This is a genomic window from Serratia sp. CY52157 (assembly GCF_052168495.1).
GTDB classification, from domain to species: domain Bacteria; phylum Pseudomonadota; class Gammaproteobacteria; order Enterobacterales; family Enterobacteriaceae; genus Serratia; species Serratia ureilytica.
Genome location: NZ_JBJNMO010000007.1, coordinates 208,097 through 232,491, shown reverse-complemented (window position 1 = coordinate 232,491; position 24,395 = coordinate 208,097). Strand labels below are relative to the sequence as shown.

General features: G+C 59.5%; 26 protein-coding genes. 16 read left to right on the top strand and 10 right to left on the bottom strand.

Annotation, left to right across the window (positions count from 1 at the left end; genetic code table 11):
* The first annotated feature begins 17 nt into the window (after nt 1-17).
* Both ACJ8IP_RS21080 and bcp read left to right on the top strand, forming a co-directional pair.
* Nucleotides 18-623, top strand: coding sequence for a glycine cleavage system transcriptional repressor (locus ACJ8IP_RS21080; RefSeq protein WP_369795937.1), 606 nt, complete (start codon nt 18-20; stop codon nt 621-623).
* Nucleotides 624-625: 2 nt separating this feature from the next.
* Nucleotides 626-1,090, top strand: a complete 465-nt coding sequence (gene bcp / locus ACJ8IP_RS21075; RefSeq protein ID WP_033635500.1) for a thioredoxin-dependent thiol peroxidase — start codon at nt 626-628, stop codon at nt 1,088-1,090.
* A 43-nt stretch (nt 1,091-1,133) separates the two neighbouring features.
* Here the strand turns inward: bcp and ACJ8IP_RS21070 are convergent, their stop codons facing one another.
* Nucleotides 1,134-2,210 carry an AI-2E family transporter gene (locus ACJ8IP_RS21070; protein WP_033644006.1) on the bottom strand — a complete coding sequence of 359 codons (1,077 nt, stop codon included), beginning with the start codon at nt 2,208-2,210 and terminating at the stop codon, nt 1,134-1,136.
* Nucleotides 2,211-3,066: 856 nt separating this feature from the next.
* On the opposite strand from ACJ8IP_RS21070, the gene ACJ8IP_RS21065 reads away from it, so the two are divergent.
* Together ACJ8IP_RS21065 and ACJ8IP_RS21060 are read left to right on the top strand one after the other, a co-directional pair.
* Entirely contained in the window at nt 3,067-3,279 is a 213-nt protein-coding gene (locus ACJ8IP_RS21065) for a hypothetical protein (protein WP_033651528.1), read from the top strand.
* A 30-nt stretch (nt 3,280-3,309) separates the two neighbouring features.
* Nucleotides 3,310-3,762 carry a GNAT family N-acetyltransferase gene (locus ACJ8IP_RS21060; RefSeq protein ID WP_033651529.1) on the top strand — a complete coding sequence of 151 codons (453 nt, stop codon included), beginning with the start codon at nt 3,310-3,312 and terminating at the stop codon, nt 3,760-3,762.
* A gap of 2 nt (nt 3,763-3,764) precedes the next feature.
* On the opposite strand, the gene ACJ8IP_RS21055 is transcribed toward ACJ8IP_RS21060, so the two are convergent.
* The gene (locus ACJ8IP_RS21055) at nt 3,765-4,382 is read right to left on the bottom strand and encodes a LysE family translocator (RefSeq protein WP_033651530.1); all 618 of its coding nucleotides are present in this window, start codon (nt 4,380-4,382) and stop codon (nt 3,765-3,767) included.
* Between the two features lie 192 nt (nt 4,383-4,574).
* On the opposite strand from ACJ8IP_RS21055, the gene ACJ8IP_RS21050 reads away from it, so the two are divergent.
* Nucleotides 4,575-5,036, top strand: coding sequence for an Lrp/AsnC family transcriptional regulator (locus ACJ8IP_RS21050; protein ID WP_021504394.1), 462 nt, complete (start codon nt 4,575-4,577; stop codon nt 5,034-5,036).
* A gap of 34 nt (nt 5,037-5,070) precedes the next feature.
* Here the strand turns inward: ACJ8IP_RS21050 and ACJ8IP_RS21045 are convergent, their stop codons facing one another.
* Together ACJ8IP_RS21045 and ACJ8IP_RS21040 are read right to left on the bottom strand one after the other, a co-directional pair.
* Nucleotides 5,071-6,279: an NAD(P)/FAD-dependent oxidoreductase gene (locus tag ACJ8IP_RS21045; protein WP_042785178.1), complete on the bottom strand. Its 1,209-nt coding sequence runs from the start codon at nt 6,277-6,279 to the stop codon at nt 5,071-5,073.
* A gap of 160 nt (nt 6,280-6,439) precedes the next feature.
* Complete coding sequence (locus ACJ8IP_RS21040; RefSeq protein WP_033644016.1) at nt 6,440-6,979, bottom strand: RrF2 family transcriptional regulator; 540 nt, start codon at nt 6,977-6,979, stop codon at nt 6,440-6,442.
* A 340-nt stretch (nt 6,980-7,319) separates the two neighbouring features.
* Here ACJ8IP_RS21040 and ACJ8IP_RS21035 point away from each other — a divergent pair, with 340 nt between their 5' ends.
* From ACJ8IP_RS21035 to ACJ8IP_RS21020, 4 genes are all read left to right on the top strand, one after another.
* Complete coding sequence (locus ACJ8IP_RS21035) at nt 7,320-8,789, top strand: beta-barrel assembly-enhancing protease (RefSeq protein WP_033651532.1); 1,470 nt, start codon at nt 7,320-7,322, stop codon at nt 8,787-8,789.
* Between the two features lie 20 nt (nt 8,790-8,809).
* A complete protein-coding gene (gene arsC, locus ACJ8IP_RS21030; protein WP_047025632.1) occupies nt 8,810-9,163 on the top strand; it encodes an arsenate reductase (glutaredoxin) in 354 nt (117 codons plus the stop codon).
* Nucleotides 9,164-9,363: 200 nt separating this feature from the next.
* The gene (locus ACJ8IP_RS21025) at nt 9,364-9,594 is read left to right on the top strand and encodes a hypothetical protein (protein ID WP_164106911.1); all 231 of its coding nucleotides are present in this window, start codon (nt 9,364-9,366) and stop codon (nt 9,592-9,594) included.
* A 13-nt stretch (nt 9,595-9,607) separates the two neighbouring features.
* Complete coding sequence (locus ACJ8IP_RS21020; RefSeq protein ID WP_033644020.1) at nt 9,608-10,147, top strand: helix-turn-helix transcriptional regulator; 540 nt, start codon at nt 9,608-9,610, stop codon at nt 10,145-10,147.
* 13 nt (nt 10,148-10,160) lie between these two features.
* Here the strand turns inward: ACJ8IP_RS21020 and hda are convergent, their stop codons facing one another.
* A complete protein-coding gene (hda, locus tag ACJ8IP_RS21015; protein WP_025159568.1) occupies nt 10,161-10,862 on the bottom strand; it encodes a DnaA inactivator Hda in 702 nt (233 codons plus the stop codon).
* A gap of 272 nt (nt 10,863-11,134) precedes the next feature.
* Here hda and ACJ8IP_RS21010 point away from each other — a divergent pair, with 272 nt between their 5' ends.
* Nucleotides 11,135-11,650, top strand: coding sequence for a hypothetical protein (locus ACJ8IP_RS21010; RefSeq protein ID WP_016926729.1), 516 nt, complete (start codon nt 11,135-11,137; stop codon nt 11,648-11,650).
* Nucleotides 11,651-11,683: 33 nt separating this feature from the next.
* Complete coding sequence (locus tag ACJ8IP_RS21005) at nt 11,684-11,932, top strand: GlsB/YeaQ/YmgE family stress response membrane protein (protein ID WP_016926728.1); 249 nt, start codon at nt 11,684-11,686, stop codon at nt 11,930-11,932.
* 47 nt (nt 11,933-11,979) lie between these two features.
* On the opposite strand, the gene uraA is transcribed toward ACJ8IP_RS21005, so the two are convergent.
* Together uraA and upp are read right to left on the bottom strand one after the other, a co-directional pair.
* The gene (gene uraA / locus ACJ8IP_RS21000; protein ID WP_033651534.1) at nt 11,980-13,269 is read right to left on the bottom strand and encodes a uracil permease; all 1,290 of its coding nucleotides are present in this window, start codon (nt 13,267-13,269) and stop codon (nt 11,980-11,982) included.
* 76 nt (nt 13,270-13,345) lie between these two features.
* Complete coding sequence (upp, locus tag ACJ8IP_RS20995) at nt 13,346-13,972, bottom strand: uracil phosphoribosyltransferase (RefSeq protein WP_004941642.1); 627 nt, start codon at nt 13,970-13,972, stop codon at nt 13,346-13,348.
* 255 nt (nt 13,973-14,227) lie between these two features.
* Between upp and purM the strand changes: the two genes are divergently transcribed.
* The 4 genes from purM to ACJ8IP_RS20975 all read left to right on the top strand — a co-directional run bounded on the left by purM (nt 14,228) and on the right by ACJ8IP_RS20975 (nt 16,991).
* Entirely contained in the window at nt 14,228-15,265 is a 1,038-nt protein-coding gene (gene purM, locus ACJ8IP_RS20990) for a phosphoribosylformylglycinamidine cyclo-ligase (RefSeq protein ID WP_025303843.1), read from the top strand.
* Nucleotides 15,265-15,903: a phosphoribosylglycinamide formyltransferase gene (gene purN, locus ACJ8IP_RS20985; RefSeq protein WP_147881080.1), complete on the top strand. Its 639-nt coding sequence runs from the start codon at nt 15,265-15,267 to the stop codon at nt 15,901-15,903. Before purM ends, purN begins: the two co-directional genes overlap by 1 nt.
* Nucleotides 15,904-16,016: 113 nt before the next feature.
* Nucleotides 16,017-16,568: a spermidine N1-acetyltransferase gene (speG, locus tag ACJ8IP_RS20980; RefSeq protein WP_033644040.1), complete on the top strand. Its 552-nt coding sequence runs from the start codon at nt 16,017-16,019 to the stop codon at nt 16,566-16,568.
* 201 nt (nt 16,569-16,769) lie between these two features.
* A complete protein-coding gene (locus ACJ8IP_RS20975; RefSeq protein WP_033651536.1) occupies nt 16,770-16,991 on the top strand; it encodes a hypothetical protein in 222 nt (73 codons plus the stop codon).
* Nucleotides 16,992-17,271: 280 nt separating this feature from the next.
* On the opposite strand, the gene pstB is transcribed toward ACJ8IP_RS20975, so the two are convergent.
* From pstB to ACJ8IP_RS20960, 3 genes are read right to left on the bottom strand one after another with little or no spacing between them, the layout of a single operon-like run.
* Entirely contained in the window at nt 17,272-18,084 is an 813-nt protein-coding gene (pstB, locus tag ACJ8IP_RS20970; RefSeq protein WP_004941613.1) for a phosphate ABC transporter ATP-binding protein PstB, read from the bottom strand.
* Between the two features lie 28 nt (nt 18,085-18,112).
* Nucleotides 18,113-19,762: a phosphate ABC transporter permease PstA gene (gene pstA, locus ACJ8IP_RS20965; RefSeq protein ID WP_442524510.1), complete on the bottom strand. Its 1,650-nt coding sequence runs from the start codon at nt 19,760-19,762 to the stop codon at nt 18,113-18,115.
* Nucleotides 19,759-21,930, bottom strand: a complete 2,172-nt coding sequence (locus ACJ8IP_RS20960) for an ABC transporter permease subunit (RefSeq protein ID WP_164106910.1) — start codon at nt 21,928-21,930, stop codon at nt 19,759-19,761. The genes pstA and ACJ8IP_RS20960 overlap by 4 nt, the downstream gene beginning before the upstream one ends.
* Before the next feature lie 396 nt (nt 21,931-22,326).
* Between ACJ8IP_RS20960 and ppk1 the strand changes: the two genes are divergently transcribed.
* Nucleotides 22,327-24,390 (top strand): polyphosphate kinase 1, encoded by a 2,064-nt coding sequence (gene ppk1 / locus ACJ8IP_RS20955; RefSeq protein ID WP_033644044.1) that lies wholly within the window; start codon nt 22,327-22,329, stop codon nt 24,388-24,390.
* Nucleotides 24,391-24,395 lie beyond the last annotated feature (5 nt).

The following is a 24,395-nucleotide window of genomic DNA, read 5'->3' as shown; positions in this document are numbered from 1 at the left end:
TTTTTTTTATGTTTACCATGGTAACCCCATTAAGCACGACAGGAAGCGCCATTTTGCCTCAGTCAGACGAACACTATCTCGTGATTACCGCGCTCGGCGCCGACCGCCCCGGAATCGTCAATACCATCACCCGCCACGTCAGCAGTTGCGGATGCAATATCGAAGATAGCCGTCTGGCCATGCTGGGAGAGGAGTTCACGTTCATCATGCTGCTGTCCGGCAGCTGGAACGCCATCACCCTGATCGAATCCACCCTGCCGCAAAAAGGCGCGGAGCTGGAGCTGCTGATCGTGATGAAGCGCACAAACTCGCATGAAAGGCCGCCGATGCCGGCCACCGTGTGGGTTCAGGTCGAGGTGAAGGACTCGCCGCACATCATCGAACGTTTTACCGATCTGTTCGACTCCAGCCAGATGAATATCGCCGAGCTGGTCTCACGCACGCAGCCGGCGGACGGCGACCTGCCGCCGCAGCTGTATATTCAAATCACCGCCCACAGTTCCGGCGATCGAGACGCCTCAAATATTGAGCAAGCCTTCCATCGCCTATGTACAGAATTGAACGCGCAAGGCAGTATTAGCGTGGTGAACTATCCACAGCATGATGAGAAAGATGGAGAGTAGTGATGAGCCCATTGAAAGCCGGTGACACAGCGCCGAAATTTAGTTTGCCTGACCAGGACGGTGAGGAAATTAATTTGGCCGACTTCCAGGGACAGCGAGTATTGGTTTATTTCTATCCGAAGGCGATGACGCCGGGCTGCACTGTGCAAGCCTGCGGCCTGCGGGACAACATGGACGAATTGAAAAAGGCCGGCGTCGAAGTGCTGGGCATCAGCACCGACAAACCGGAAAAACTGTCGCGCTTCGCCGAAAAGGAGCTGCTCAACTTCACGCTGTTGTCTGATGAAGACCATCAGGTATCGCAACAGTTTGGCGTGTGGGGCGAGAAAACCTTCATGGGCAAGACCTATGATGGCATTCACCGCATCAGCTTCCTGATCGACGCCAAAGGCAAGATTGAAAAAGTGTTTGATGATTTCAAAACCACCAATCACCACGACATCGTTCTGAACTACCTGCAGCAGTAATTCTCACGAAGCGCAGCGGCCAGCTGCGCTTCGTCTCCCTCCGTCAGCCGGCCTTGTCTTCCACCTCGACCCGCAGTTCATCCGGCCAGGCGTGAATCACCGCCTTCACCAGCGTCGCCAGCGGTATGGCGAAAAACACGCCCCAGAAGCCCCACATTCCGCCGAACACGATCACCGACAGGATAATCACCAGCGGATGCAGGTTGACCGCCTCGGAGAACAAGATCGGCACCAACAGGTTGCCGTCCAGCCCCTGCACCACCAGATAGGCGACGATCAGCGTCCAGAAATCGGCGCCGACGCCCCACTGGAACAACGCCACCACCACCACCGGTATGGTGACCAGCACCGCGCCGATATAGGGGATCAGCACCGAAAAACCCACCAGCACCGCCAGCAGCAGCGAGTAGCGCATGTCCAGCACGGCGAACACCAGGTAGGTCGCCACACCGACAATCACCATCTCCAGCACCTTGCCGCGAATATAGTTGGTGATCTGCTGATTCATCTCGTTCCAGACCTGCCCCGCCAGACCGCGATTGCGCGGCAACACGCGGCGCACCGCGTTCAGCAGCTGCTCTTTGTCTTTCAACAGGAAGAACATCATCATCGGCACCAGGATCAGGTAGATAGCCAGCGTCAACAGGCCGACCAGCGACGCCAGCGAGAATTTCACCACCGACTCGCCCATACCGGACAGCCGGCTGCGCAGATTTTCCGCCATCATGTCGATGATGCCGGCATCCACCAGCGCCGGATAACGCTTCGGCAGCGTCGCGGCGAAGTTATAGAACTGGTTGAGCATGCCCGGCAGATCGCTCATCAGATTGATGCCCTGCTGCCAGGCGGTCGGCGCGACGACGAACACCAGCAGCATGGCGACGCCCGCGAACACCAGCAGCATGATGCTCGCCGCCCAGGTGCGCGAACAGCCGATGCGCTGCAGGCGCGCTGTCGGCCACTCCAGCAGATACGCCAGCACGATGGCGACCAGCAACGGGGTCAGAATGCCGTGCAGAAAATAGAGAATGAGGAAGCCGGCGACCAGGATCACCAGCAACGCGATAGCCTGTGGATCGGTGAAACGGCGGCGGTACCACTGTAATAGCATCTCCAGCATCAGAGCGGGCTCCTCGAGATTTGACGGGCGGGCATGGCGATTCCTGTGATGGGCCTGATTAAAGCATAGATAGAACGGCGCACGTGGGGGGGTGCAAAGCACTCAGAGTACTCAAAGTTCGCCATACATCAACAGCGATTTGGCTGAATTTATCGCGCCGGTGGGCGATCGGCGCAAAAACCCGCAGACGCCGCGTCAGAGTCGGTGAACGGCCCCGGGCGGGGCCGCAGAAGATTACAGCGAGGCACTGATGGAGAGCGGCGAACCGACCGCCAATGCGAACAACAACACACAGCCGATGGCGATCGCCGCCGCCAGATCATTTTTCATTGTCCTGTCCCTTGATGCGTAAACCGATTATCGCCACGAACTCTGTCGGTTCTTTACGTTGAAGGCCTCTGCCGATGCACACCATTAAAAACCCCCGCCTGAGCGGGGGAGAAAACGTTCTGGTGCATCAAGTATTACAAGGAGGTCATGAGGGATTGCTAACCCTAAATGACTATTTCAAGCTAGGATTATTCCCAGAGCATGGCAAGCGATCGCGTCGAGGTTCTCCGCACTTTGAGAAAAACCTCATAAAAAAATCCCGCACGGCAGCGGGATGAAGGGATGATAACGTCATAAATTTTTTATGCGGACAATGAGGCGGTATTGTCGTCATTTGGCGACAATACCGCGCCGCTCAGGCGGTCTCAAGGGAAATCTGACCGCCGTAAGGAAATCAGAATTTCGCCAACGCACGCGATCGTGAGCCATTCTGCAGCAACGAAAAGAAATGGGATTTTCGTCAGACCGCCGCCGTGTAAAAACCGGTAACATGGTCGTCATAATCCCAAATGCCGTCGGGGGAGAGATGAACAACAAGCCATTTGAATTTGATGAGGCAATCTGCCAGGCAATTGGGCGCGGCGTGTGCGAAGTCGTGAAAATAGGGGATGAAATCAGCGTCTTCTCTCTGCTGGAAGCTATCGAGAGCTTCATCGAGCGGCAGGCGCTCAGCGAAAGTGAAGTGGCGGCGGCGGACGACGCGCTGGATTTGATCAGCGGATTGGTCCACCGCCAGTAGCGATGCGTTAACGAAAAGAAAAGGAATAGCATGACCATACCTTCCCCACTTGTCTGGCAGCGTGCGGACTATCTCGTCAGCACCGATCCCGCCCTGCTGGATCTCGATGCCATTCACGCTTTTCTGACCCGTTCCTCATGGGCGGAGGGAATCGATAAAGAAACCGTCCGCCAGTCTCTCACCCACAGCCTGTGCTTCGGTTTATATCACGAGGCCAGGCAGATCGGTTTCGCCCGGCTGGTCACCGATTACGCCACTTTCGGCTATCTGTGCGACGTGTACGTGCTGGAGACGCATCAAAAAAGCGGGCTGGGTCTGTGGCTGGCGGAATGCTGCCAGGCCCATCCGCTGATGGCGAAGCTGAGGCGAATCATGCTGGTCACCAGCACCGCCCCCTGGCTCTATGAGAAAGTGGGCTATTCGGCCATCAACCACCCCGACTTTGTCTGGCAGATCGCCCGGCCGGACATCTATCGACGGTAATGCTATTTCAACGCCTGCTCGGCCAGCAGCCCGAGCGCGATGACGATCATCGCCGCACCGGAGATGCGCCCCACCCCCTTCGCTGCCTGCGGGCGCGTGCGCAGCACGGACTGTGAACCGAATCCCACCAGCAGATACACCAGGCCGCAGCTGATCAAATGCACGGCGCCCAACGCCAGCATCTGCATCGGCACCGACCACTCGGCCCGGGCGTCGGTAAACTGCGGCAACAGCGCCAGAAACAGCAGAAACACCTTGGGGTTCAGGCCGCTGACGCACACGCCCTTGCCGGCCCAGCGCAGCCAGGAATCGGAACGCTGATCCTCACCGGCGCCCGGCACCGGCGGATGCAGCAGCATATTGAAACCGATCCACAGCAGGTAAGCCGCCCCCAGCAAGGTGAGCGCCGTCAGCGCCAGCGGATTGCCGACCAGCAACGCGCCGACGCCCGCCACCACGATCGCAATCATCAGCAGGTGGCCGAACAACAAACCGGCGACGGCGGGCACCACCACCCGGCCGCGAATGCCCGCCGAGATCACATAAGCCCAATCCATACCCGGCGTGATCACCAACAGAATCGACACCGCCCAAAAAGCGGCGAACAGAGCGAGCGTCATGCCGGCGCCCTCTCAAACGCACAGCGCCGCACCGAACAGAGAACCATCGCGTTTTCCTCGTAGAATAAGCACGGCCCCCGCCTGGCGGCGGCCGTCAAAACCGTTCAACAGATGGCAAGAATATCCTCAAGGCGTTAAAATGTGCTTTCAATTACTTGCCTGAAATCGGCATAAGCGGGGAAATTTTTCCAAATGGACAAGATTGATCGCAAAATTCTTGCGGAACTGCAAACCGACGGGCGTTTGTCGGTGACCGAGCTGGCCGAGCGGATCGGATTGAGTGTATCCCCCTGCCACCGCCGGGTGCGCGCATTAGAAGAATCCGGGGTGATCAGGGGCTACCGCGCCCAGCTCGATCCCGGCAGCCTGGGCTACAACTTCTCCGCTCTGGTGTTCGTCACCATGCGCGAAGGCGATCGCCGCGCCGTCGAAACCTTCGAAAACGCCATGGTGGACATTCCGCAGGTGGTGCAAGCGCAGCGTTTGTTTGGCGATCCCGACTATCTGCTGCATGTTATCGCCCGCGATCTGCCCGCCTTCCAGCAGCTTTACGACGAGAAGCTCTCCGCCCTGCCGGGCGTGCAGCGCCTGAGCTCCACGCTGGTGATGAAAACCGTGGTGCCGGAACGCTCTTTCCTGCCGCTGGGGAAATGACGACGGGAGCGTTGCCGCTCCCGTTTTTATCTTTTTAAGGCACAATCACGAAATCCGGATTGGCGACGGCGAACAACGCCTCGCGGTCCGCCGCCGGTGGGTAAATCCACTGCGTGTTAATCTCCTGTTTAATCTTTTTGCCTTCCTGACGGGTAAAGCGCACCTGGCGCTGCCAGCCTTCGGTATACAGCGCGCCCCAGGGGCCCAGATCCAGACAGGTCACATACTTCGGCTGGCTATACGGGTGCGTCGGCAACCCGACTAACTCCGCCGCCGCATTGTGACCGGCAACGCGGCCGAGGCTCATCGCATGCTGGCAGGTCATCAGATTGTGGTTACCGAGATCGTCGGTCGCCGCTTTCACCGTATCGCCGGTCACGAAAATGCCCGCCGCCGCCGGCGCGCGCAGGAAGGCGTCGCCGATCACTCGGCCATTAGCGTCACGTTCGCCGGGGATTTGCTCGGTCAGCGGATGCGCACGCACGCCTGCCGCCAAGATCACCGTGTTGGCGGCGATGCGCTCACCGTTCGACAGCATCACCCCCTCGGCATCGATAGCCGAAACGCGCAGGCCGGCTCGCGCTTCCACGCCGCACTCCGCCAGCGCCTGGCGAATCACCGCCCCCGGCTCCGCGCCCATTCCTGCGCCCACTTCCGGGGCGCTATCGACGATCACCACGCGCACATTCTCGTTTTGCCCCAGCGCATCGCGCAGCCGCTGCGGCATCTCCGCGGCGCTCTCCAGCCCGGTCAGCCCCGCTCCCACCACCACGGCGGTGTTGCGCGCCGGCGTTGACGGTTTGGCCGCCAGCGCTTTGATATGAGCGCCCAAGCGCTGTGCGCTTTCCAGCGTATCGACGTTGAAACCGTATTCGGCAAAGCCCGGCACCGCAGGCACGGAAAGCCGACTGCCGGTGGCCCACACCAAACGATCGTAGGCCAACTCAAGGGGTTCCCCCACCGCCGGCGCCACCCTGAGCGTTTTGGCGGCGGCGTCGATACGTTCCACCGTCCCGGCCAGGTGCCGTGCACCGACGGCGGTGAGCTGCGCGGAAATGTCGGGGTTCATGTTTTCCAGCACCGCTTCATACAGGCGTGGCCGGATGGTGACCGTTGGCGTCGGCGAAACCATCAGCACCTCGATGTCGTCATGCTTACCGGCAAGGGTAATGGCGCGCATGGCGGACACGGCGGCCCAAAAACCGGCAAAACCGGAACCGGCAATCACTATTTTCTGCGTCATGGGATGACTCCTTCATACAGGGTTGACCGGGCGACGAGGCTGCCCGCAGTTTTTTCGGATGAACGGCGCCGTTCCGCTCCCGTCGCAGGGTGCAGAAGGACCGCCCGCCCCTTCCGAAGAGGCGGGAAAAAATGTGTTTTGTTTTAAGGAAAGGCGGAGTTTAGGTCTTGGCGCGAGCCGTTTTGCCGCTGCGCGCGGTGCGTTCCGTCATGCGCTCGTCGAGCCAGATGTTGACCTCGCCGAAGAAGCCCTGTGGCGCCTTGCGGCCAAAACGGGCAGCGACGTCGCCGAGGGTTTGCGCCGCCAGCGCATCGCGCATCGCCTTCTCCGCCTGCAGCATCACCGCATGGATAGCGCATTTGCCGGAGACCGCCCATTCCGGCGGGGAATCATCGAACACCGCACAGCGCCCGCGCACCTCCTGGCAATCGAACAGCGGCTTGTGCCCCTCGATGGCGTCGATAATCTCCAGAAAGCTGATCTCTTTCGCCGGACGGGCCAGCCGGTAACCGCCGCGCACCCCTTCACTGGCGGCGACGATGCCCGCCTTTTCCAGCTTGGGGAAAATCTTGGCCAGAAAGCTGGGGGAGATCCCTTGCAGTTCGGCGAGTTCGCGGCTGCTGAGCGCGCGCTGGTTATCGCCGACCAGCCACAGCAGGCAGTGGATGCCATATTCAACGCTGGTTGTGATGTACGCCATATGTCCGTTTTTGACCGTCAGTAAACCTTCAATAACGCAGACTATATGAGTCTGCGTTTATCTTGTCAATAAAACACGGACTAACTTTATCCGCGTTTTATTGAAGTTCCGTCTCGCTCCCGACGGAGAAAACGCCCTTCGAAATGAAAAATAAAACTTTTTTGCCCTATTCGCCCCCGGCTAACGTTTCCTTGTCGCCTGCCGCTGACTATGATGTGATGATTGCCGTCGCGGCGGTTTGTGATCCGCCGCACTTTCACGCGGATCGCGCCGTGGGAATAAAGAACTCTTGTCTGCTGCTGACGTCTTAGAAATGATTATTTAAGGGAAACGCCTGACTATGACCAACCGGTTGACCAAAACCGCGTTAGCGGTGCTGTTGCTCGGCACGTTGAACGCCACCGCCCTGGCGCCAGCACAGGCGGAAAGCCAGGACCAGTTGCCGGATATGGGCACCTCCGCCGGCGGCACCCTGAGCATCGGACAAGAGCTGGCGATGGGCGACTTCTACGTGCGCCAACTGCGCGCCAGCGCCCCGCTGATCAACGATCCGCTGCTGAGTCAATACATCAACCAACTGGGCAACCGGCTGGTGGCCAGCGCCTATTCGGTGCGCACGCCGTTCCATTTCTATCTGGTGCGCAACGACGAAATCAACGCCTTCGCCTTCTTCGGCGGCAACGTGGTGCTGCATTCCGCCCTGTTCCGCGTCAGCGACAATGAAAGCCAGCTGGCCTCGGTGCTGGCGCACGAAATCTCGCACGTCACCCAACGCCACCTGGCGCGCGCAATGGAAGATCAGCAACGCAACGCCCCGTTGACCTGGGTGGGCGCACTTGGTTCCATCCTGCTGGCGATGGCCAACCCGACCATGGGCATGGCGGCGCTGAGCGGCACCATGGCCGGCACCCAGCAGGGCATGATCAGCTTTACCCAATCGAACGAACAGGAAGCCGATCGCATCGGCATTCAGGTGCTGCAGCGCGCCGGTTTCGATCCGGAAGCGATGCCCGACTTCCTGCAGAAACTCTCGGATCAGTCGCGTTACGCCTCCAAGCCGCCGGAAATGCTGCTGACGCACCCGCTGCCGGACAGCCGTCTCTCCGACGCACGCAACCGCGCCAACCAGATGCAGAAACACATCGTGCAGTCTTCGCAGGATTACCTGATGGCCAAGGTGCGCGCACTGGGCATGTACAGCTCGGAAGGCTATGGCCTGAACGAAGAGCTGCTCGGCTCGCTCAGCAAGGGGAACGTGCGCGAACAGGCGGCCGCCAAATACGGCCGCGCCATCCTGTTCTATGAAGCGAAAAAATACGACGACGCGCGCAATATCATTCAACCGATGCTGGCGCAGGATGCGAAAAACGTCTGGCTGATTGACCTGATGACCGATATCGATCTCGGCCAGAAACGCGCGCCGCAGGCCATCGCCCGCCTGCAGGCGGCCAACGCCGCCCAGAACAACAACCCGGTGCTGCAACTCAACCTGGCCAACGCCTATGTCGAAGGCAACCAGCCGGCGCAGGCGTCGAAGATCCTGAACCGCTACACCTTTGCCCATCCGGACGATCCGAACGGCTGGGATCTGCTGGCGCAGGCCAGCGCCGCTCAGGGGCTGCGCGATGAAGAGCTGTCGGCCCGCGCCGAAAGCCTGGCGCTGAACGGCCGGCTCGATCAGGCTATCGGCCTGCTCAGCAATGCCAGCTCGCTGCAGAAACTCGGCAGCCTGAAACAGGCGCGCTACGATGCGCGCATCGACCAGCTGCGCCAACTGCAACAGCGCTTCCGCCAATACCAGCGCAGCTGATTCAACAAGGAATGAACGCCATGAAAAACGTCACGATTTACCACAACCCGCGCTGCTCCAAGAGCCGTGAAACCCTGGCGCTGCTGGAACAGCACGGCGTCGATCCCAAGGTGGTGCTGTACCTCGAAACGCCCCCTACGGTCGATGAGCTGAAAAAGCTGTTGAAGGAACTGGGCTTCACATCGGCGCGCGATCTGATGCGCAAAAAAGAAGATCTGTACAAGGAATTGAAGCTGGCGGACGACAGCCTGAGCGAAGAGCAACTGTTGGCGGCGATGACGGCGAACCCGAAACTGATCGAACGCCCCATCGTGGTGAAAGGCAGCAAGGCGCGCATCGGCCGGCCGCCGGAGCAGGTGCTGGAGATTTTGTAATCGTCCGGCAAATCTCTTATTGAACCGCAAAATACCAATAGCCCTGAACAGGGCTATTTTTAATTAATTGTTATATAAGTACTTTTCATCATCACAGTCTTCTTCCGCTGCTATGCTGCGCAAACGCCAAATCTCTCGGTGAAACAGCCGTTGACAATCGTCAACACCCCGCCTACCCTGATCGCATCACTGGACGAGCGATGAAAAAACACCCAGACAAGCACATTCAGGCGGCATTAGCTTACGCCCTTTCTCAGGGTTGGCATTATCGGCCCAGCAAGGGGCACGCATTTGGCCGACTACATTGCGCCTTTGCCGGGCATCAAGAACATATGATGAGCATCTGGAGCACGCCAAAAAACCCAGAGGTACATGCCAAACAGATTCGGCGCAAAGTCGATCACTGCCTGGCGCTGTCGCAGAAAAAATAACCGGAGAATCACCATGACGCTCTATCATTTCTCATTGACGCTGGATGGGGTCACCGCCGATACCGCCGGGCTGGAAGATGCGCTGTATGCGGCGGGATGCGATGACGCGCTGATCTGTTTCTACGGTAAAGCCGTTTACCTGGAGTTCGATCGAGAAAGCGATAACTTTGCGCACGCGATTTGCAGCGCCATCAGCGATATTGAATCCGCAAATATCGGCGCCAAGGTGATATCGGTGGACTCCAGTCTGGTGGGATTAAGCGATATTGCCGAGCTCACCGAACTGTCGCGTCAGGCGATCGCCATGCTAAAAGACGGAACTCGCGGCCCCGGCGGCTTCCCTTCCCCCATTCAACGGCTCGGCGGCGCCTCACCGCTGTGGCGCTGGGCTGACGTGGCGGCCTGGTTGGCACAGCAGGGGAAAATCGACCCACGGCTTGCAGACAATGCGCAGTGTCTGGAACATATCAATCTCGCTTTGCAACTGCGAAACGATCGGCAACGCCAGCAGGTTGAGCACTACTGCTCCCTGCTGGAACACGCGGAAAAATAGGCAGATTAGCCCGTTACAGCCCCAGGATCTCTTTAACGAACGGGATGGTGAGCTTGCGTTGGGCGGTGATCGAGGCGCGATCGAGTTGATCGAGGGTCATAAACAGCGTGCGCATCTCGCGATCCAGCCGTTTCAACAGGAAGCGGCCCACGTCTTCCGGCAGCTCGAAGCCGCGCAGTTTGCCGCGCAGCTGCAGCGCCAGCAGTTTCTCTTCGTCTGACAGCGGCTGCAGCTTGTAGATCTGCCCCCAGTCCAGGCGCGAAGCCAGATCCGGTAAACGCAGGTTCAGCTGACGCGGCGGACGATCCCCGGTGATAAACAAACGGGTGCGGCCGGTTTCCAGGATGCGGTTGTAGAGGTTGAAGATCGCCATCTCCCACTCTTCGTCGCCGGCGATGCATTCGATATTGTCGATGCAGACCAGCGCCAGCTGCTCCATGCCGTCCAACACTTCAGGCACGAAGTAGGCGCGCTTGTCGAGCGGCACATAGCCCACCGCTTCGCCTTTCTGCGAAAGCTCGGCGCAGGCCGCATGCAGCAGATGGCTGCGCCCGCCGCCTTCACGCGACCAGAAATAGATATAGCTGCCATGTTCCTGACGGACGGCGGATTGGATCGCGGCTAATAGGGATGGGTTCTCGCCCGGATAAAAACTGGCGAAAGTTTCATCATCGGGAAGATAAAGTGGCAGTGAAAGCTGTGCCGGCGTATTCAGAGAAGCACCTCAACCAAAACTGGCAGAAAAACGTGGGCAGTTTAACACAGAAAACGGGCGCTGTTGAACCGGCAGGATCTTATGCCGCAATAGTGAACAATGCCTAAGCATCGCTTGATCGGCGGCGGCGCCCGCCGAGGCAAGAATTATCCGATATCATTCCCTAACTCCATGCCTGCGCAGGTTAAATTTGTAATTTAAGTAAAATCTGACCTAGTATAGGTAGGCTAAATGCAATCACCATCAACAAGGTTTCTGCAAGGATATAGACGATGAAAGTATGGAATAAAGTGCTGTTGGCCTCCTTTATCGGGTTGTTGGTTGCCGGCTGTGATGACTCCTCCAAGGTTGACGCCAACCTGGATAAAGCCAAAGACAGCGCCGAGCAGATGAAAGACGCCGCCCAGAAAAAAGCGGACGATCTGACGGACAAAGCGAAAGCGACGGCGGATGAAATCAAAAAAGAGGCCGCCACTCAGGCGGATCAGCTGAAAGACAAAGCTTCGGCGATTAAAGAAGACGCCGCCAAGCAGGCGGACGCCATCACCAACGACGCCAAGGCCAAAGCCGCCGCGATCAAAGACGACGCAGGCAAACAGAGCCAGCAGTTGGTGGATCAGGCCAAGGCCATCAAAAACGACGCCATCAACGGCGCCAACGATCTGACCGAGCAGGCCAAGGCGAAGACCGAAGCCATCAAGAACAGCGCCGAAAACAAAGCGCAAGAGTTGAAACAAGAGACCGATGCGGCGGTGAACGGCAATACTCAGCCGGCCACCCAGCAGTAAGCTATTCTCAGCCACCAAAGAAAGGAGCAGTAAATGGGGATTATTTCCTGGATTATCTTCGGCCTGATCGCCGGTATTTTGGCTAAGTGGATCATGCCCGGCAAAGACGGCGGCGGCTTTATTCTGACCGTCGTGCTGGGGATCATCGGCGCCGTGGTCGGCGGCTATATCAGCACCTTCTTCGGCTACGGCAAGGTTGACGGCTTCAACTTCGGCAGCTTCGTGGTGGCGGTTATCGGCGCCATCGTGGTGCTGTTCGTGTACCGCAAAATTCGCAGCTAAGGCGAATGCCATAAGTCAAAAGGGCAGCCCCTGGGCTGCCCTTTTCGTTACTTCTGCTCCGCCGATTCGTCCGGCGCGTCAAGCACCTCTTCTTCCTTGCGGAACAGGCTGATGACCTTGAACAGCAGGCTCAGGCCAATGCCGACGATGGTCGCCAGCGCCATGCCTTTCAGCTCCGCCGCGCCGATGTGCACCTTGGCGCCGCTCACGCCGATGATCAGGATCACCGAGGTCAAAATCAGGTTCTGCGCTTTGTTGTAATCCACTTTGGATTCGATCAGCACGCGAATGCCCGAAGCGCCGATCACACCGTACAGCAGCAGCGAAACGCCGCCCATCACCGGCACCGGCACCGCCTGGATCGCCGCCGCCAGCTTACCGATGCAGGACAACAGGATCGCCAGCACCGCCGCGCCGCCGATCACCCAGGTGCTGTAGACCTTGGTGATGGCCATCACGCCGATGTTCTCGCCGTAGGTGGTGTTCGGCGTGGAGCCGAAGAAGCCGGAGAATACCGTCGAGATGCCGTTGGCGAACATCGAGCGGTGCAGGCCCGGATCGCGGATCAGGTCTTTTTTTACGATGTTGGCGGTCACCACCAGGTGGCCGACGTGCTCGGCGATCACCACCAGCGCCGCCGGCAGAATGGTGAAGATGGCGAACCACTCAAAGCGCGGGGTGTAGAAGGTCGGCAGCGCGAACCAGTGCGCCTCGCGGATCGGCGTCAAATCCACCACGCCCATGAAGAACGACAGCGCATAGCCCACCAGCACGCCGATCAGGATCGGGATAATCGCCAGGAAGCCGCGGAACAGTACTGAACCGAGCACCGTGACCGCCAGCGTCACCAGCGAAATGGTGATGGTGGTCGAGTCGGCGCTGGCGCCTTCCGCCGGCAGCAGCCCCGCCATATTGGCCGCCACGCCCGCCAACTCCAGGCCGATGACGGCGACGATCGCCCCCATCGCCGCCGGCGGGAACATCACGTCCAGCCAGCCGGTGCCGGCCTTTTTCACGATCAGCGCCACCAGGCAGAACAGCACGCCGCACATGATGAAACCGCCCAACGCCACTTCGTAACCGAGCGGCAACAGCAGCAACACCGGCGAGATAAACGCGAAGCTGGAACCGAGGTAGGCCGGGATCTTGCCTTTACAGATGAACAGATACAGCAGCGTGCCGATGCCGTTGAACAACAGCACGGTCGCCGGGTTGATCTTGAACAGGATAGGCACCAGCACGGTGGCGCCAAACATGGCGAACAGGTGCTGGAAGCTGAGCGGAATGGTCTGGAGCAGCGGCGGGCGCTCGCTGACGCCGATGGCGCGACGGGTCATGTGTGCTTTTCCTCGGTTTATTGGTTTTATAGGTTTTAGTCAAAAAAAAGCCGACTCGTTAAGTCGGCTCAAATGTTTACTTAGTACCAAATATCTTGTCGCCCGCATCGCCCAGGCCAGGCACGATATAGCCCTTGTCGTTCAGACACTGATCGATGGAGGCGGTGTACAGCTCAACGTCCGGATGCGCTTTCTCCAGCGCGGCGATGCCTTCCGGCGCCGCGACCAGAACCAGCACCTTGATGCTGTGGCAGCCGGCTTTCTTCAGCAGATCGATAGTGGCGATCATCGAACCGCCGGTGGCCAGCATCGGGTCGACGACCAGTGCCATGCGCTCTTCGATGTTGGAAACCAGCTTCTGGAAGTACGGCACCGGCTCCAGGGTTTCTTCGTCGCGGTATACGCCCACCACGCTGATGCGCGCGCTCGGCACGTGCTCCAGCACCCCTTCCATCATGCCCAGGCCTGCGCGCAGGATTGGCACTACGGTAATCTTTTTCCCTTTGATCTGATCCACTTCAACTGGCCCGCACCAGCCTTCGATGGTGACTTTTTCCGTCTCCAGATCGGCGGTCGCTTCATAGGTCAGTAAACTACCCACTTCTGAGGCCAGCTCACGGAAGCGTTTGGTGCTGATGTCATTTTCGCGCATCAGGCCAAGCTTGTGTTTTACCAGCGGGTGTTTCACCTCAACGATCTTCATCATTTTTCTCCTATTAAGGTGGTTGCGGCCAAAAAAATCGCGGGATTATACCTCCTTTTTTTCGCCGCGCCACCCACAATAGCCCGATCGGGATCAACAAAAGTTTGAATATCAGTATAGATAACGAAAAAGCGGAGCCGGTTCACAAGCCGCTCGCAAACGTTTGCCTGCGCTGTTAGAATTGCCGCGCCTTATTCCGGAATCAACATCGGAAGCACAGTTTTCAAACCGCAAATCGTCGTGGGGAATCGCGCAGTGACCGACAAAACCTCTCTCAGCTATAAAGACGCAGGTGTCGATATCGATGCAGGCAACGCATTGGTAGATCGCATCAAAGGTGTAGTTAAACAGACCCGTCGCCCGGAAGTGATGGGCGGTCTGGGCGGGTTTGGCGCCCTGTGTGCGTTGCCGCAGAAATACCGCGAGCCGGTGCTGGTTTCCGGTACCGACGGCGTGGGCACCAAGCTGCGTCTGGCGATGGATCTGAAACGCCACGACACCATCGGCATCGATCTGGTGGCGATGTGCGTCAACGATCTGGTGGTTCAGGGCGCCGAGCCGCTGTTCTTCCTCGACTACTACGCGACCGGCAAGCTGGATGTGGACACCGCGGCCAGCGTGATCACCGGCATCGCCGAGGGCTGCAAACAGTCCGGCTGTGCGCTGGTGGGCGGCGAAACCGCTGAAATGCCGGGCATGTACCACGGCGAAGACTACGACGTGGCCGGTTTCTGCGTCGGCGTGGTCGAAAAATCCGAGATCATTGACGGCAGCAAAGTGCAGTCCGGCGATGCGCTGATCGCCCTGGGCGCTTCCGGCCCGCACTCCAACGGCTACTCGCTGGTGCGCAAAATCCTGGAAGTGAGCAACACCGATCCGACCGCCACTCAGCTGGAAGGCAAACCGCTGGCCGACCACCTGCTGGCACCGACCAAGATTTACGTGAAGTCCGTGCTGGAGCTGATCGAGAAGGCTGACGTACACGCCATCGCTCACCTCACCGGCGGCGGCTTCTGGGAAAACATTCCACGCGTGCTGCCGGAAGGCATGCAAGCGGTGATCGACGAAGCCAGCTGGCAGTGGCCGGCGGTGTTCACCTGGCTGCAGCAGGCCGGTAACGTCAGCCGTCATGAAATGTATCGCACCTTCAACTGCGGCGTAGGCATGGTCATCGCCCTGCCGGAAGCCGAAGTGGAAGCGGCCATCGCGCTGCTGACCGCGGCAGGTGAAAAAGCGTGGAAAATCGGTAAACTGACCGCCTCTTCCGACGAACAACAAGTGGTCATCAACTGATGAAAAAGATCGTGGTGTTGGTCTCCGGCCAGGGGAGCAATCTCCAGGCGCTGATTGACGCCTGCCAGCAGGGCCGCATCGCCGCCGAAATCGTGGCGGTGTTCAGCAACAAGGCGCAGGCATATGGCCTGCAACGCGCCGAAGCGGCGGGCATCGCCGCCCAGGCGCTGGATGCCAAGGCCTACGCCGATCGCACGGCGTTCGACGCCGCGTTGGCGGACGCCATCGACCAGTACCAGCCCGATCTGGTGGTGCTGGCCGGCTACATGCGTATCCTCAGCCCGCAGTTCGTGCAGCGCTATGCCGGCCGCATGCTGAACATCCACCCTTCCCTGCTGCCGAAATACCCGGGGCTGCATACACATCGTCAGGCCATCGACAACGGCGACAGCGAACACGGCACCTCGGTGCACTTCGTGACCGAACAGCTCGACGGCGGCCCGGTGATTTTGCAGGCCAAGGTGCCGATTTTCACTGACGACGAGGAGGATGACGTGGTTGAACGGGTGCAAACCCAGGAACACACGATCTATCCACTGGTGGTGAGCTGGTTCGTCGACGGCCGCCTGGCGATGCGCGACGGCGTCGCCTGGCTGGACGGCGAACGCCTGCCGGCGCAGGGCCACGCCGCCGACTGATGCGCGCAGCCTGAACCTTGCCTAAACGGCGCCCACGCGGCGCCGTTTTTTTTCGCCTTCATCCATTCTGTGAAGTTATACTTTGCACAATTTCACGGCACAGAGGAGCCCACATGTCCAGCACTGCCAGCGTCAGGTTACGCCCATTGGAACGGGACGATCTGTCGTTCGTCCACCAGATGGACAACAACGCCAGCGTTATGCGCTATTGGTTTGAAGAACCCTACGAAGCCTTTGTCGAGCTTTCCGATCTCTACGACAAACACATCCACGATCAGAGCGAGCGCCGCTTTATCATCGAGCACGAAGGCGCCAAGGTCGGCCTGGTGGAACTGGTGGAGATCGATCACATCCACCGCCGCGCAGAATTCCAGATCATCATCGATCCCGCCCACCAGGGCAAAGGCTACGCCAGCACCGCCGCCCGCCTGGCGATGGACTACGGCTTCTCGGTGCTGAACCTGTACAAGCTGTACCTGATCGTCGACAAGGAGAACCCGAAGGCGATCCACATCTACAGCAAGCTGGGCTTTAACGTGGAAGGCGAGCTGATCGACGAGTTCTTCGTCAACGGCGAATACCGCACCGTGCTGCGCATGTGCATCTTCCAGCCGCAATATCTGGCGAAGTTCAAAACGCCGGGCGATAAGCCGCTGGTGAAGTGACTGCTAGCGAGAAAAAGAGAAAACCCGCCCAGGCGGGTTTTTTATTGGGAAATAAGTGGCTAGTATTAAGGCATGCTATTTTATCGTCAGGAAACAACCTGATGAATACGAAAATAAATAATATTCTCCAATATAATTAATCGAAAAATAATTAATAGTGATAGTAAGAGTTACCCTCTGCCTCTACAAAGGAAAAATGCCATGACGACCGTCTCAAACCTGCTGCTTTTTATCGGCCTGGCGATGCTCGCCATCGCCGCCGGTCTAAATACCTATAGCGGCTACGCGCCTGCAGATCCCAACAGCACCCCGCTGTTTTCCCCGCTCTGGTGGACGCGCTGGTTCCCGCTCTATGCCTCGGGCGCTGCGTTGTTGCTGGTGGGGTTGGTATTGCGGGTTACGGCTAAAGGCCGCGCGCATTAAGGATTACCATTTCAGCACCGCCGAGCCCGCCACAGCCATTATCGACATGAGCAATGATATTGATCATCACCGACAACATAATTGTGGTTGATAATAAATTGCAGAGAATGGATTGAATTCCACATGATGAAAAATGAATAAAACAAACTCGCCGGCAATCAGACTTATGCCATGCCTTAATTCATGCCGGCTTAATGCGCGGGTAAAATAAAACAGCAGACGCAGGCCGACTGTAACGGCCATTGCCAGCGACGGAGCGAAAACCTCCGTCGCTCTCCCCTCACCCATACCGCCCGGTAATATAATCCTCGGTGCGGCGCTGGCGCGGCGACGTGAAAATGGCGTCGGTGTCGTTGTATTCCACCAGCCGCCCCTGATGAATAAAGGCGGTGTAGTCGGAGACGCGCGCCGCTTGCTGCATGTTGTGCGTCACCAGCACCACGCTATAGCGCTGCTTCAGCGCGGAAATCAACTCTTCGATGGTCAGCGTGGAGATCGGATCCAACGCCGAGGTCGGCTCGTCGAGCAGCAATACTTCCGGCTCGATGGCGATGGCGCGCGCGATCACCAGGCGCTGCTGCTGGCCGCTGGACAAGCGGAAGGCGTTTTCGCGTAGCCGGTCCTTCACCTCATGCCACAGCGCGGCGGCGCGCAGCGAACGCTCTACCGCTTCATCCAGCAAGCGCCGGTCGCGCACGCCCTGCAAGCGCAGGCCGTACACCACGTTTTCATAGATCGATTTCGGGAACGGGTTCGGCCGCTGGAACACCATGCCCACCCGCCGCCGCAGCGCCGCCACGTCGATCTGCGCGCCGGAGATCGCCGCGCCGTTCAGCTGCAGTTCGCCCTCGATGCGGCAGTTGTCCACCAGATCGTTCATGCGGTTGAAACAGCGCAGCAGCGTCGATTTGCCACAGCCCGAAGGGCCGATCAGGGCCGTCACCCGGTGTTTCGGGATACGCAGCGAGATATCGTGCAGCACCTGTTTGTCACCATAAAACAGGTTCAGGCCGTTGACCGCCAGCGCGGTCTGTTCATCGTCGAGATGCTGGACATCCAGCCGGGGCAAACTGCCTGGCGTCATCAAACCCATTACGCACTCCCCAAAAATAGCGTCATTGTTACTGCGACCATGCTCGGTACCGCTCCCTCAGCGAATGGCGGATGCCCATCGCCGCCAGATTCAAACTCACCACGATCGTCACCAGCAAGAAGGCGGTGGCGAACACCAACGGCCGCGCCGCCTCCACGCTCGGGCTCTGGAATGCCATATCGTAGATCTGGAAGCTCAAATGCATGAACTTCCGCTCCAGGTGCAGATACGGGAAAATCTCGTCCACCGGCAGCACCGGCACCGATTTCACGACCCCCACCAGCATCAGCGGCGCGGTCTCCCCGGCGGCGCGCGCCACCGCCAGGATCAGGCCGGTCATCATCGCCGGCGCCGCCATTGGCAGCACGATGCGCCACAGCGTCTCGGCCCGGCTGGCCCCCAGCGCCATCGAGCCCTGCCGCAGCGAGGTGGGTATGCGCGACAGCCCTTCCTCGGTGGCGACGATCACCACCGGCAGCGTCAGCAGCGCCAGCGTCAGCGCCGCCCACAGCACGCCGGGCGTGCCGAAGGTCGGGTTGGGCAGGGATTCAGGATAGAACAGCTGATCGAGCGTGCCGCCTATCATATAGACGAAGAAGCCGAGGCCGAATACGCCATAGACGATCGAGGGCACGCCGGCCAGATTGACCACCGCGATGCGGATCACCCGTGTCAGCAGATTGTTGCCGGCATATTCGTGCAGATACACCGCCGCGATCACGCCAAACGGCATCACCACGATCGACATCAGGATCACCATCAACACCGTGCCGAAAATGGCCGGGAACACCCCGCCCTCGGTATTCGCCTCACGCGGGCTGTCGATGAGAAACTTCTTCACCTGCTCGCCCCAGTGCGCCAGCTTCTCGGAGGTGCTCATGGCGTTCGGGCACCAGGCATCGCGCACCTGGCTGAGCGGAATGGTCAACGTCTGCCCGTGCATGTCGCGCAGCAGCAACGCGTCGCGCTGGCGATCGCGGTTCAGCCCCGCCAGACGTTCGGACAACAGCTGATACTGCCGCTGCAGCTCCAGCCGTTCGGCCTTGATGGCGTCTTGCGCGCGGGCGTCCAGCTTATCGTCGCGCTGCAGGCGCTTTTCCCGCAGCCGCAGCGCGTCAAACTGCTGATTGATGCGCGCCATGTCGCGGAATTGAATGTCGTGCGCCTGGCGTGAGAGCGCGGCGATTTGCGGCAGGCGCTGCTGCAACGCCTGCCCCAGATTGCGGCCGGTCAGCGGTTGCCCATCTTCCAGCAGCCCCGCCAGATAGCCGTAAGCGGTGCCGTGGCTGTCGCGTTCCAGCACCAGCAGGCTGCGCGGCGTGCTTTGGCTGCGGATATCGCTGGCCAGCAAGGTGCGGAAATCCTGCCCCTCGCGCTCGCGGTTGCCGACCTTAATCAGATAACGTTCGACGTTCTGCGCCTCGCCCGGCGGCGTGACGCCCGCCTCGGCCAGCTGGCGCCGGGAAATGCTTTGTTGCTGGTACAACTCGCCGATCACCGTCACCGGCCCGGCGCCGTTCTGATTCAGTTCGAACTGATAAACCGGGCTCGGCCAGAAATAGCGCATCCCCTGCCCGGCCAGCAGCAACAAAATGCCGATCAGCGCCAGCAGGCTGACGGCGACCGAACCGGCGGTCAGCCACACCCACGGCGACCCGCTCTTCACCCAGTTTTTCATGGCGCCTCCTGATTCGGCGTGTAGCGCTTGCGCAGCCGCAGGCGCACCGCCTCCGCCAGCGTGTTGAACACGAAGGTGAAGACAAACAACACCAGCGCAGTCAGGAACAGCACGCGGTAATGGCTGCTGCCGGAAACCGCCTCCGGCATTTCGATGGCGATATTGGCCGCCAGCGCTCGCAGCCCCTGGAACAGGCTGCCGTCAATAATCGGCGTGTTGCCGGTGGCCATCAGCACGATCATGGTTTCTCCCACCGCGCGGCCAAAGCCGATCATCAGCGCGGAGAAAATGCCGGCGCTGGCGGAAGGCAGCACCACCTTGATCACCGTCTGCCATTGGGTGGCGCCCAGCGCCAAAGAGCCCTGGCTCAGGGTGGCCGGCACGCTGAACAGCGCATCCTCCGCCAGCGAGAAGATGATCGGCACCAGCGCGAACCCCATCGCCACGCCCACCACCAGCGCATTGCGCTGGTCATAATTATCCCCCAGCCAGAAATGCAGCGGCTCACCGAACAGCGCCACCTCCAGCCACGGCCCCAGGCTGAACGCCAGCCACACCGTCAACGCCAGCAGCGGCAACAGCAACAGCAGATCGACGCCCGGCCGGCAGCGCGGCATAAAGCGATGGGTCAACGCGCCGCACAGCAGCACCGCCGCCGCCAGCAGCAGCGGCAACGCCAGCACCGCCAACAGATACTGCTCGATGATCGGCGCCAGCCAGATGCCGGCCACCAGCCCGATCACCACCGTCGGCAGCGCGCCCATCACTTCGATAGCCGGTTTGATCACTCGCCGCAGCCCCGGCGTCATAAAGTAAGCGGTATAGATGGCGCCGGCCAACGCCAGCGGGATGGCGAACAGCATCGCGTAAGCCGCCGCCTTGAAGGTGCCGAAGATCACCGGCATCAGGCTGAATTTAGGTTGGTAGCTGTCTTCGCCGGAGGTGGACTGCCAGACATAGGCCGGCTGCGGGTAGTTCTCATACCACACCTTGCCCCACAGCGAACGCCAGGTGACGTCCGGATACGGGTTGTCGAGCGCATAGCGCCGCCAGCCCTGCGCGCTCTCCAGCAGCAGGCCATCGCCGCGCGGCGCGAACGCCATTTGCCGCACCTCGGCGCCCAAACGGGTATTCAGCAGCGGCTGGGATTGGATCGTGGAGAATAACGAGAAGCCGCCATCGGGCCGCAGGGTGGCGAACACCCGGCGATAGGGCTCAGCCACCGTCAGCTCCTGCCCGTCGGCGCCGTGGTCGAAATGCTGCACCGGCGTCAGTCGCCAGCGCTGCTCTTTTTCCACCTCAAACCACTCGCGCAGGTTGCCGTCGGCGCCCTTGATCAGCAGCGCGCTGCCGCCGGGCAGCGCCGTCATCTGGTACGGGGCGTGTTCGCCCAAGGTGCGCGTTTCACGCAGTTGCAGCTGCGCGCCGTCGATCTGGTAACGCGCCAGCCGGTTGCCCGCCAGCAGGTAAAGCTGGCGGCCATCCGGCGTCAGCACCAGTTGCTCCCCGTCGTGTTCCAGCGGACGTTCGCTGAACTGCGGCGGCCGATCCGGGCTGAAACGGCCGAACACCAGCCGCCGATCGTCGGTCACCCCGGCCAGCAGATACTGCCCGCGATGCGCGTCCGCCAGCGACAACAGCTTCAGCGGCTTGCGCTGCGGATCCAGCGCCAGCGGCGGTTGACCGAGTGGGAACAGCCACTGCGGCCGGCCGTTTTCCGCCGTGGCGAAATCCGCGCGCGCCACCACCAACCGGCCGTCGGCCTGCGCCAACGCGAACAGATCCCGCTCTCCGGCGGCCTGCGCGAGCAGCGCCGGTTTGGCCAGCAGCGTTTGCTGCACCAGCGGTGTCTGGGCCTGGCCGCTCGGCGCCGGCGACAGACGATAAAATTGCCCCGTGCCCTGCGCATCGATGCGATAACCGACGCGCTGCTGCACGTCCATGCCCAGCGCCAGCGCCGGGGAAGACGCCACAATCGGCAGCGGCTGAACTTGCCCAAGCGAGGCCGGTTTGAACAGCGGCAGCACCGCAAACAGCAGATAAACGAAGATCAGCATCAACGTCATCAGCACCATCAGCCCGCAGGCGGTCACTGCCGCCTGCACGCCGCGGTCGATGCGCCCGCGCAGGCGATCTCGGGGATGTTGATTTGCCGTCGTCTGTGTCATGTGTCTCGCTGTCGCTGATGTAATCGGGCTTACGCCGTAAGATAACCGGGCATCTTATGTCAGTTTTATGACGTTTGCATGACAAAGTTACCCGACTCAACCCAGGTTTTTTACACTGCCAACAGACAATATGAATTTGATATATTGCTGACAAATGACCATAAACACGCTTTATAACGCCAAGAATAAGCCTGCTAACCGTCATTTCATGCTGATCGTTTCACTGCCGGGCATCCCGCCGCGGGGAAAATTTATTGTCGGCGAAAAACGCCGCGCGCCAACGCAATGGATATGTTGGACTTTCCTGTCAATCTCTCGCAATAATGATGAAGGACACTAGAGCGGCATCCGGGCGCTGCGTCCCGGATCCTATTCTAAAATTGAACTGGAGTGGCAATGGGTCAGGAAAAGCTCTACATCGAAAAAGAACTAAGCTGGTTATCCTTTAATGAACGCGTGTTGCAGGAAGCCGCAGATAAGAGCAATCCCCTGATTGAACGAATGCGTTTTCTGGGCATTTACTCCAACAACCTCGACGAGTTCTATAAGGTCCGCTTCGCCGATCTCAAACGCCGCATCCTGATCAGCGAAGAGCAGGGCTCCGCCGGCGCCTCGCGCCACCTGCTGAAAAAGATCCAGGCCAAGGTGCTGAAAACCGATCAGGAATTCGACGGCCTGTACAACGATCTGCTGCTGGAAATGGCGCGCAACCAGATCTTCCTGATCAACGAACGCCAGGTGTCCGAAAACCAGCAAATCTGGCTGCGCCAGTATTTCAAACAGCATCTGCGCCAGCACATCACGCCGATCCTGATCAACCACGACACCAATCTGGTGCAGTTCCTGAAAGACGATTACACCTATCTGGCGGTGGAAATTATCCGCGGCGCGCGCACCGACTATGCGCTGCTGGAAATCCCGTCGGACAAAGTGCCGCGCTTCGTCAATCTGCCGCCGGAAGCGCCGCGCCGCCGCAAGCCGATGATCCTGCTGGACAACATTCTGCGTTACTGCCTGGATGAGATTTTCAAAGGCTTCTTCGACTACGACGCGCTCAACGCCTATTCGATGAAGATGACCCGCGACGCCGAGTACGATCTGGTGACCGAAATGGAATCCAGCCTGCTGGAACTGATGTCCTCCAGCCTGAAACAGCGCCTCACCGCCGAACCGGTGCGCTTCGTTTATCAGCGCGACATGCCGAACGAGATGGTGGAACTGCTGCGCGGCAAGCTGGGCATCTCCAACTACGATTCGGTGATCGCCGGCGGCCGCTATCACAACTTTAAAGACTTCATCAGCTTCCCGAACGTCGGCAAGGCCAATCTGGTCAACAAGCCGCTGCCGCGCCTGCGCCACATCTGGTTCGACGGTTTCCGCAACGGCTTCGACGCCATTCGCGAAAAAGACGTGCTGCTCTACTACCCGTACCACACCTTTGAGCACGTGCTGGAGCTGCTGCGCCAGGCGTCGTTCGATCCGAGCGTGCTGGCGATCAAAATCAACATCTACCGCGTGGCGAAAGACTCGCGCATCATCGAATCGATGATCCACGCCGCGCACAACGGCAAAAAGGTCACGGTAGTGGTCGAGCTGCAGGCGCGCTTCGACGAAGAGGCCAACATTCACTGGGCGAAGCGCCTGACCGAAGCCGGCGTACACGTGATCTTCTCGGCGCCGGGGCTGAAAATCCACGCCAAACTGTTCCTGATTTCGCGCCGTGAAGGCGATGAAATTGTGCGCTATGCTCATATCGGCACCGGCAACTTTAACGAAAAAACCGCGCGCATCTATACCGACTATTCGCTGCTGACCGCCGACTCGCGCATCACCAACGAAGTGCGCCGGGTGTTCAACTTTATCGAGAACCCCTACCGGCCGGTCACCTTCGACAACCTGATGGTGTCGCCGCAGAACTCGCGCCTGAAGCTGTATGAGCTGATCGACAACGAAATCGCCAACGCCCAGGCCGGGGAACAGGCCGGCATTATGTTGAAAATAAATAATCTGGTGGATAAAGGGCTGGTAGATCGGTTATATACCGCGTCCGGCGCCGGCGTGAAGATCCGCCTGCTGGTGCGGGGCATGTGTTCCCTGATTCCCAACCTGCCGGGGATCAGCGACAATATTCAGGTGATCAGCATCGTCGATCGCTTTTTGGAACACGATCGGGTTTACGTTTTCGACAACAAAGGTGACAAACGGGTGTATCTGTCCTCCGCCGACTGGATGACCCGCAACATAGATTACCGTATCGAAGTGGCGGTATCGCTGCTGGATCCGGCGCTGAAACAGCGCGTTCTGGACATTCTGGAGATCCTGTTCAGCGATACGGTCAAGGCCCGTTATGTGGATAAAGAACTGAGCAACCAGTACGTGCCGCGCGGCAACCGCCGCAAAGTGCGCGCCCAGGTGGCTATTTACGAGTATTTAAAAGCTCTGGAACAACCAGGACAGTAGGCCAG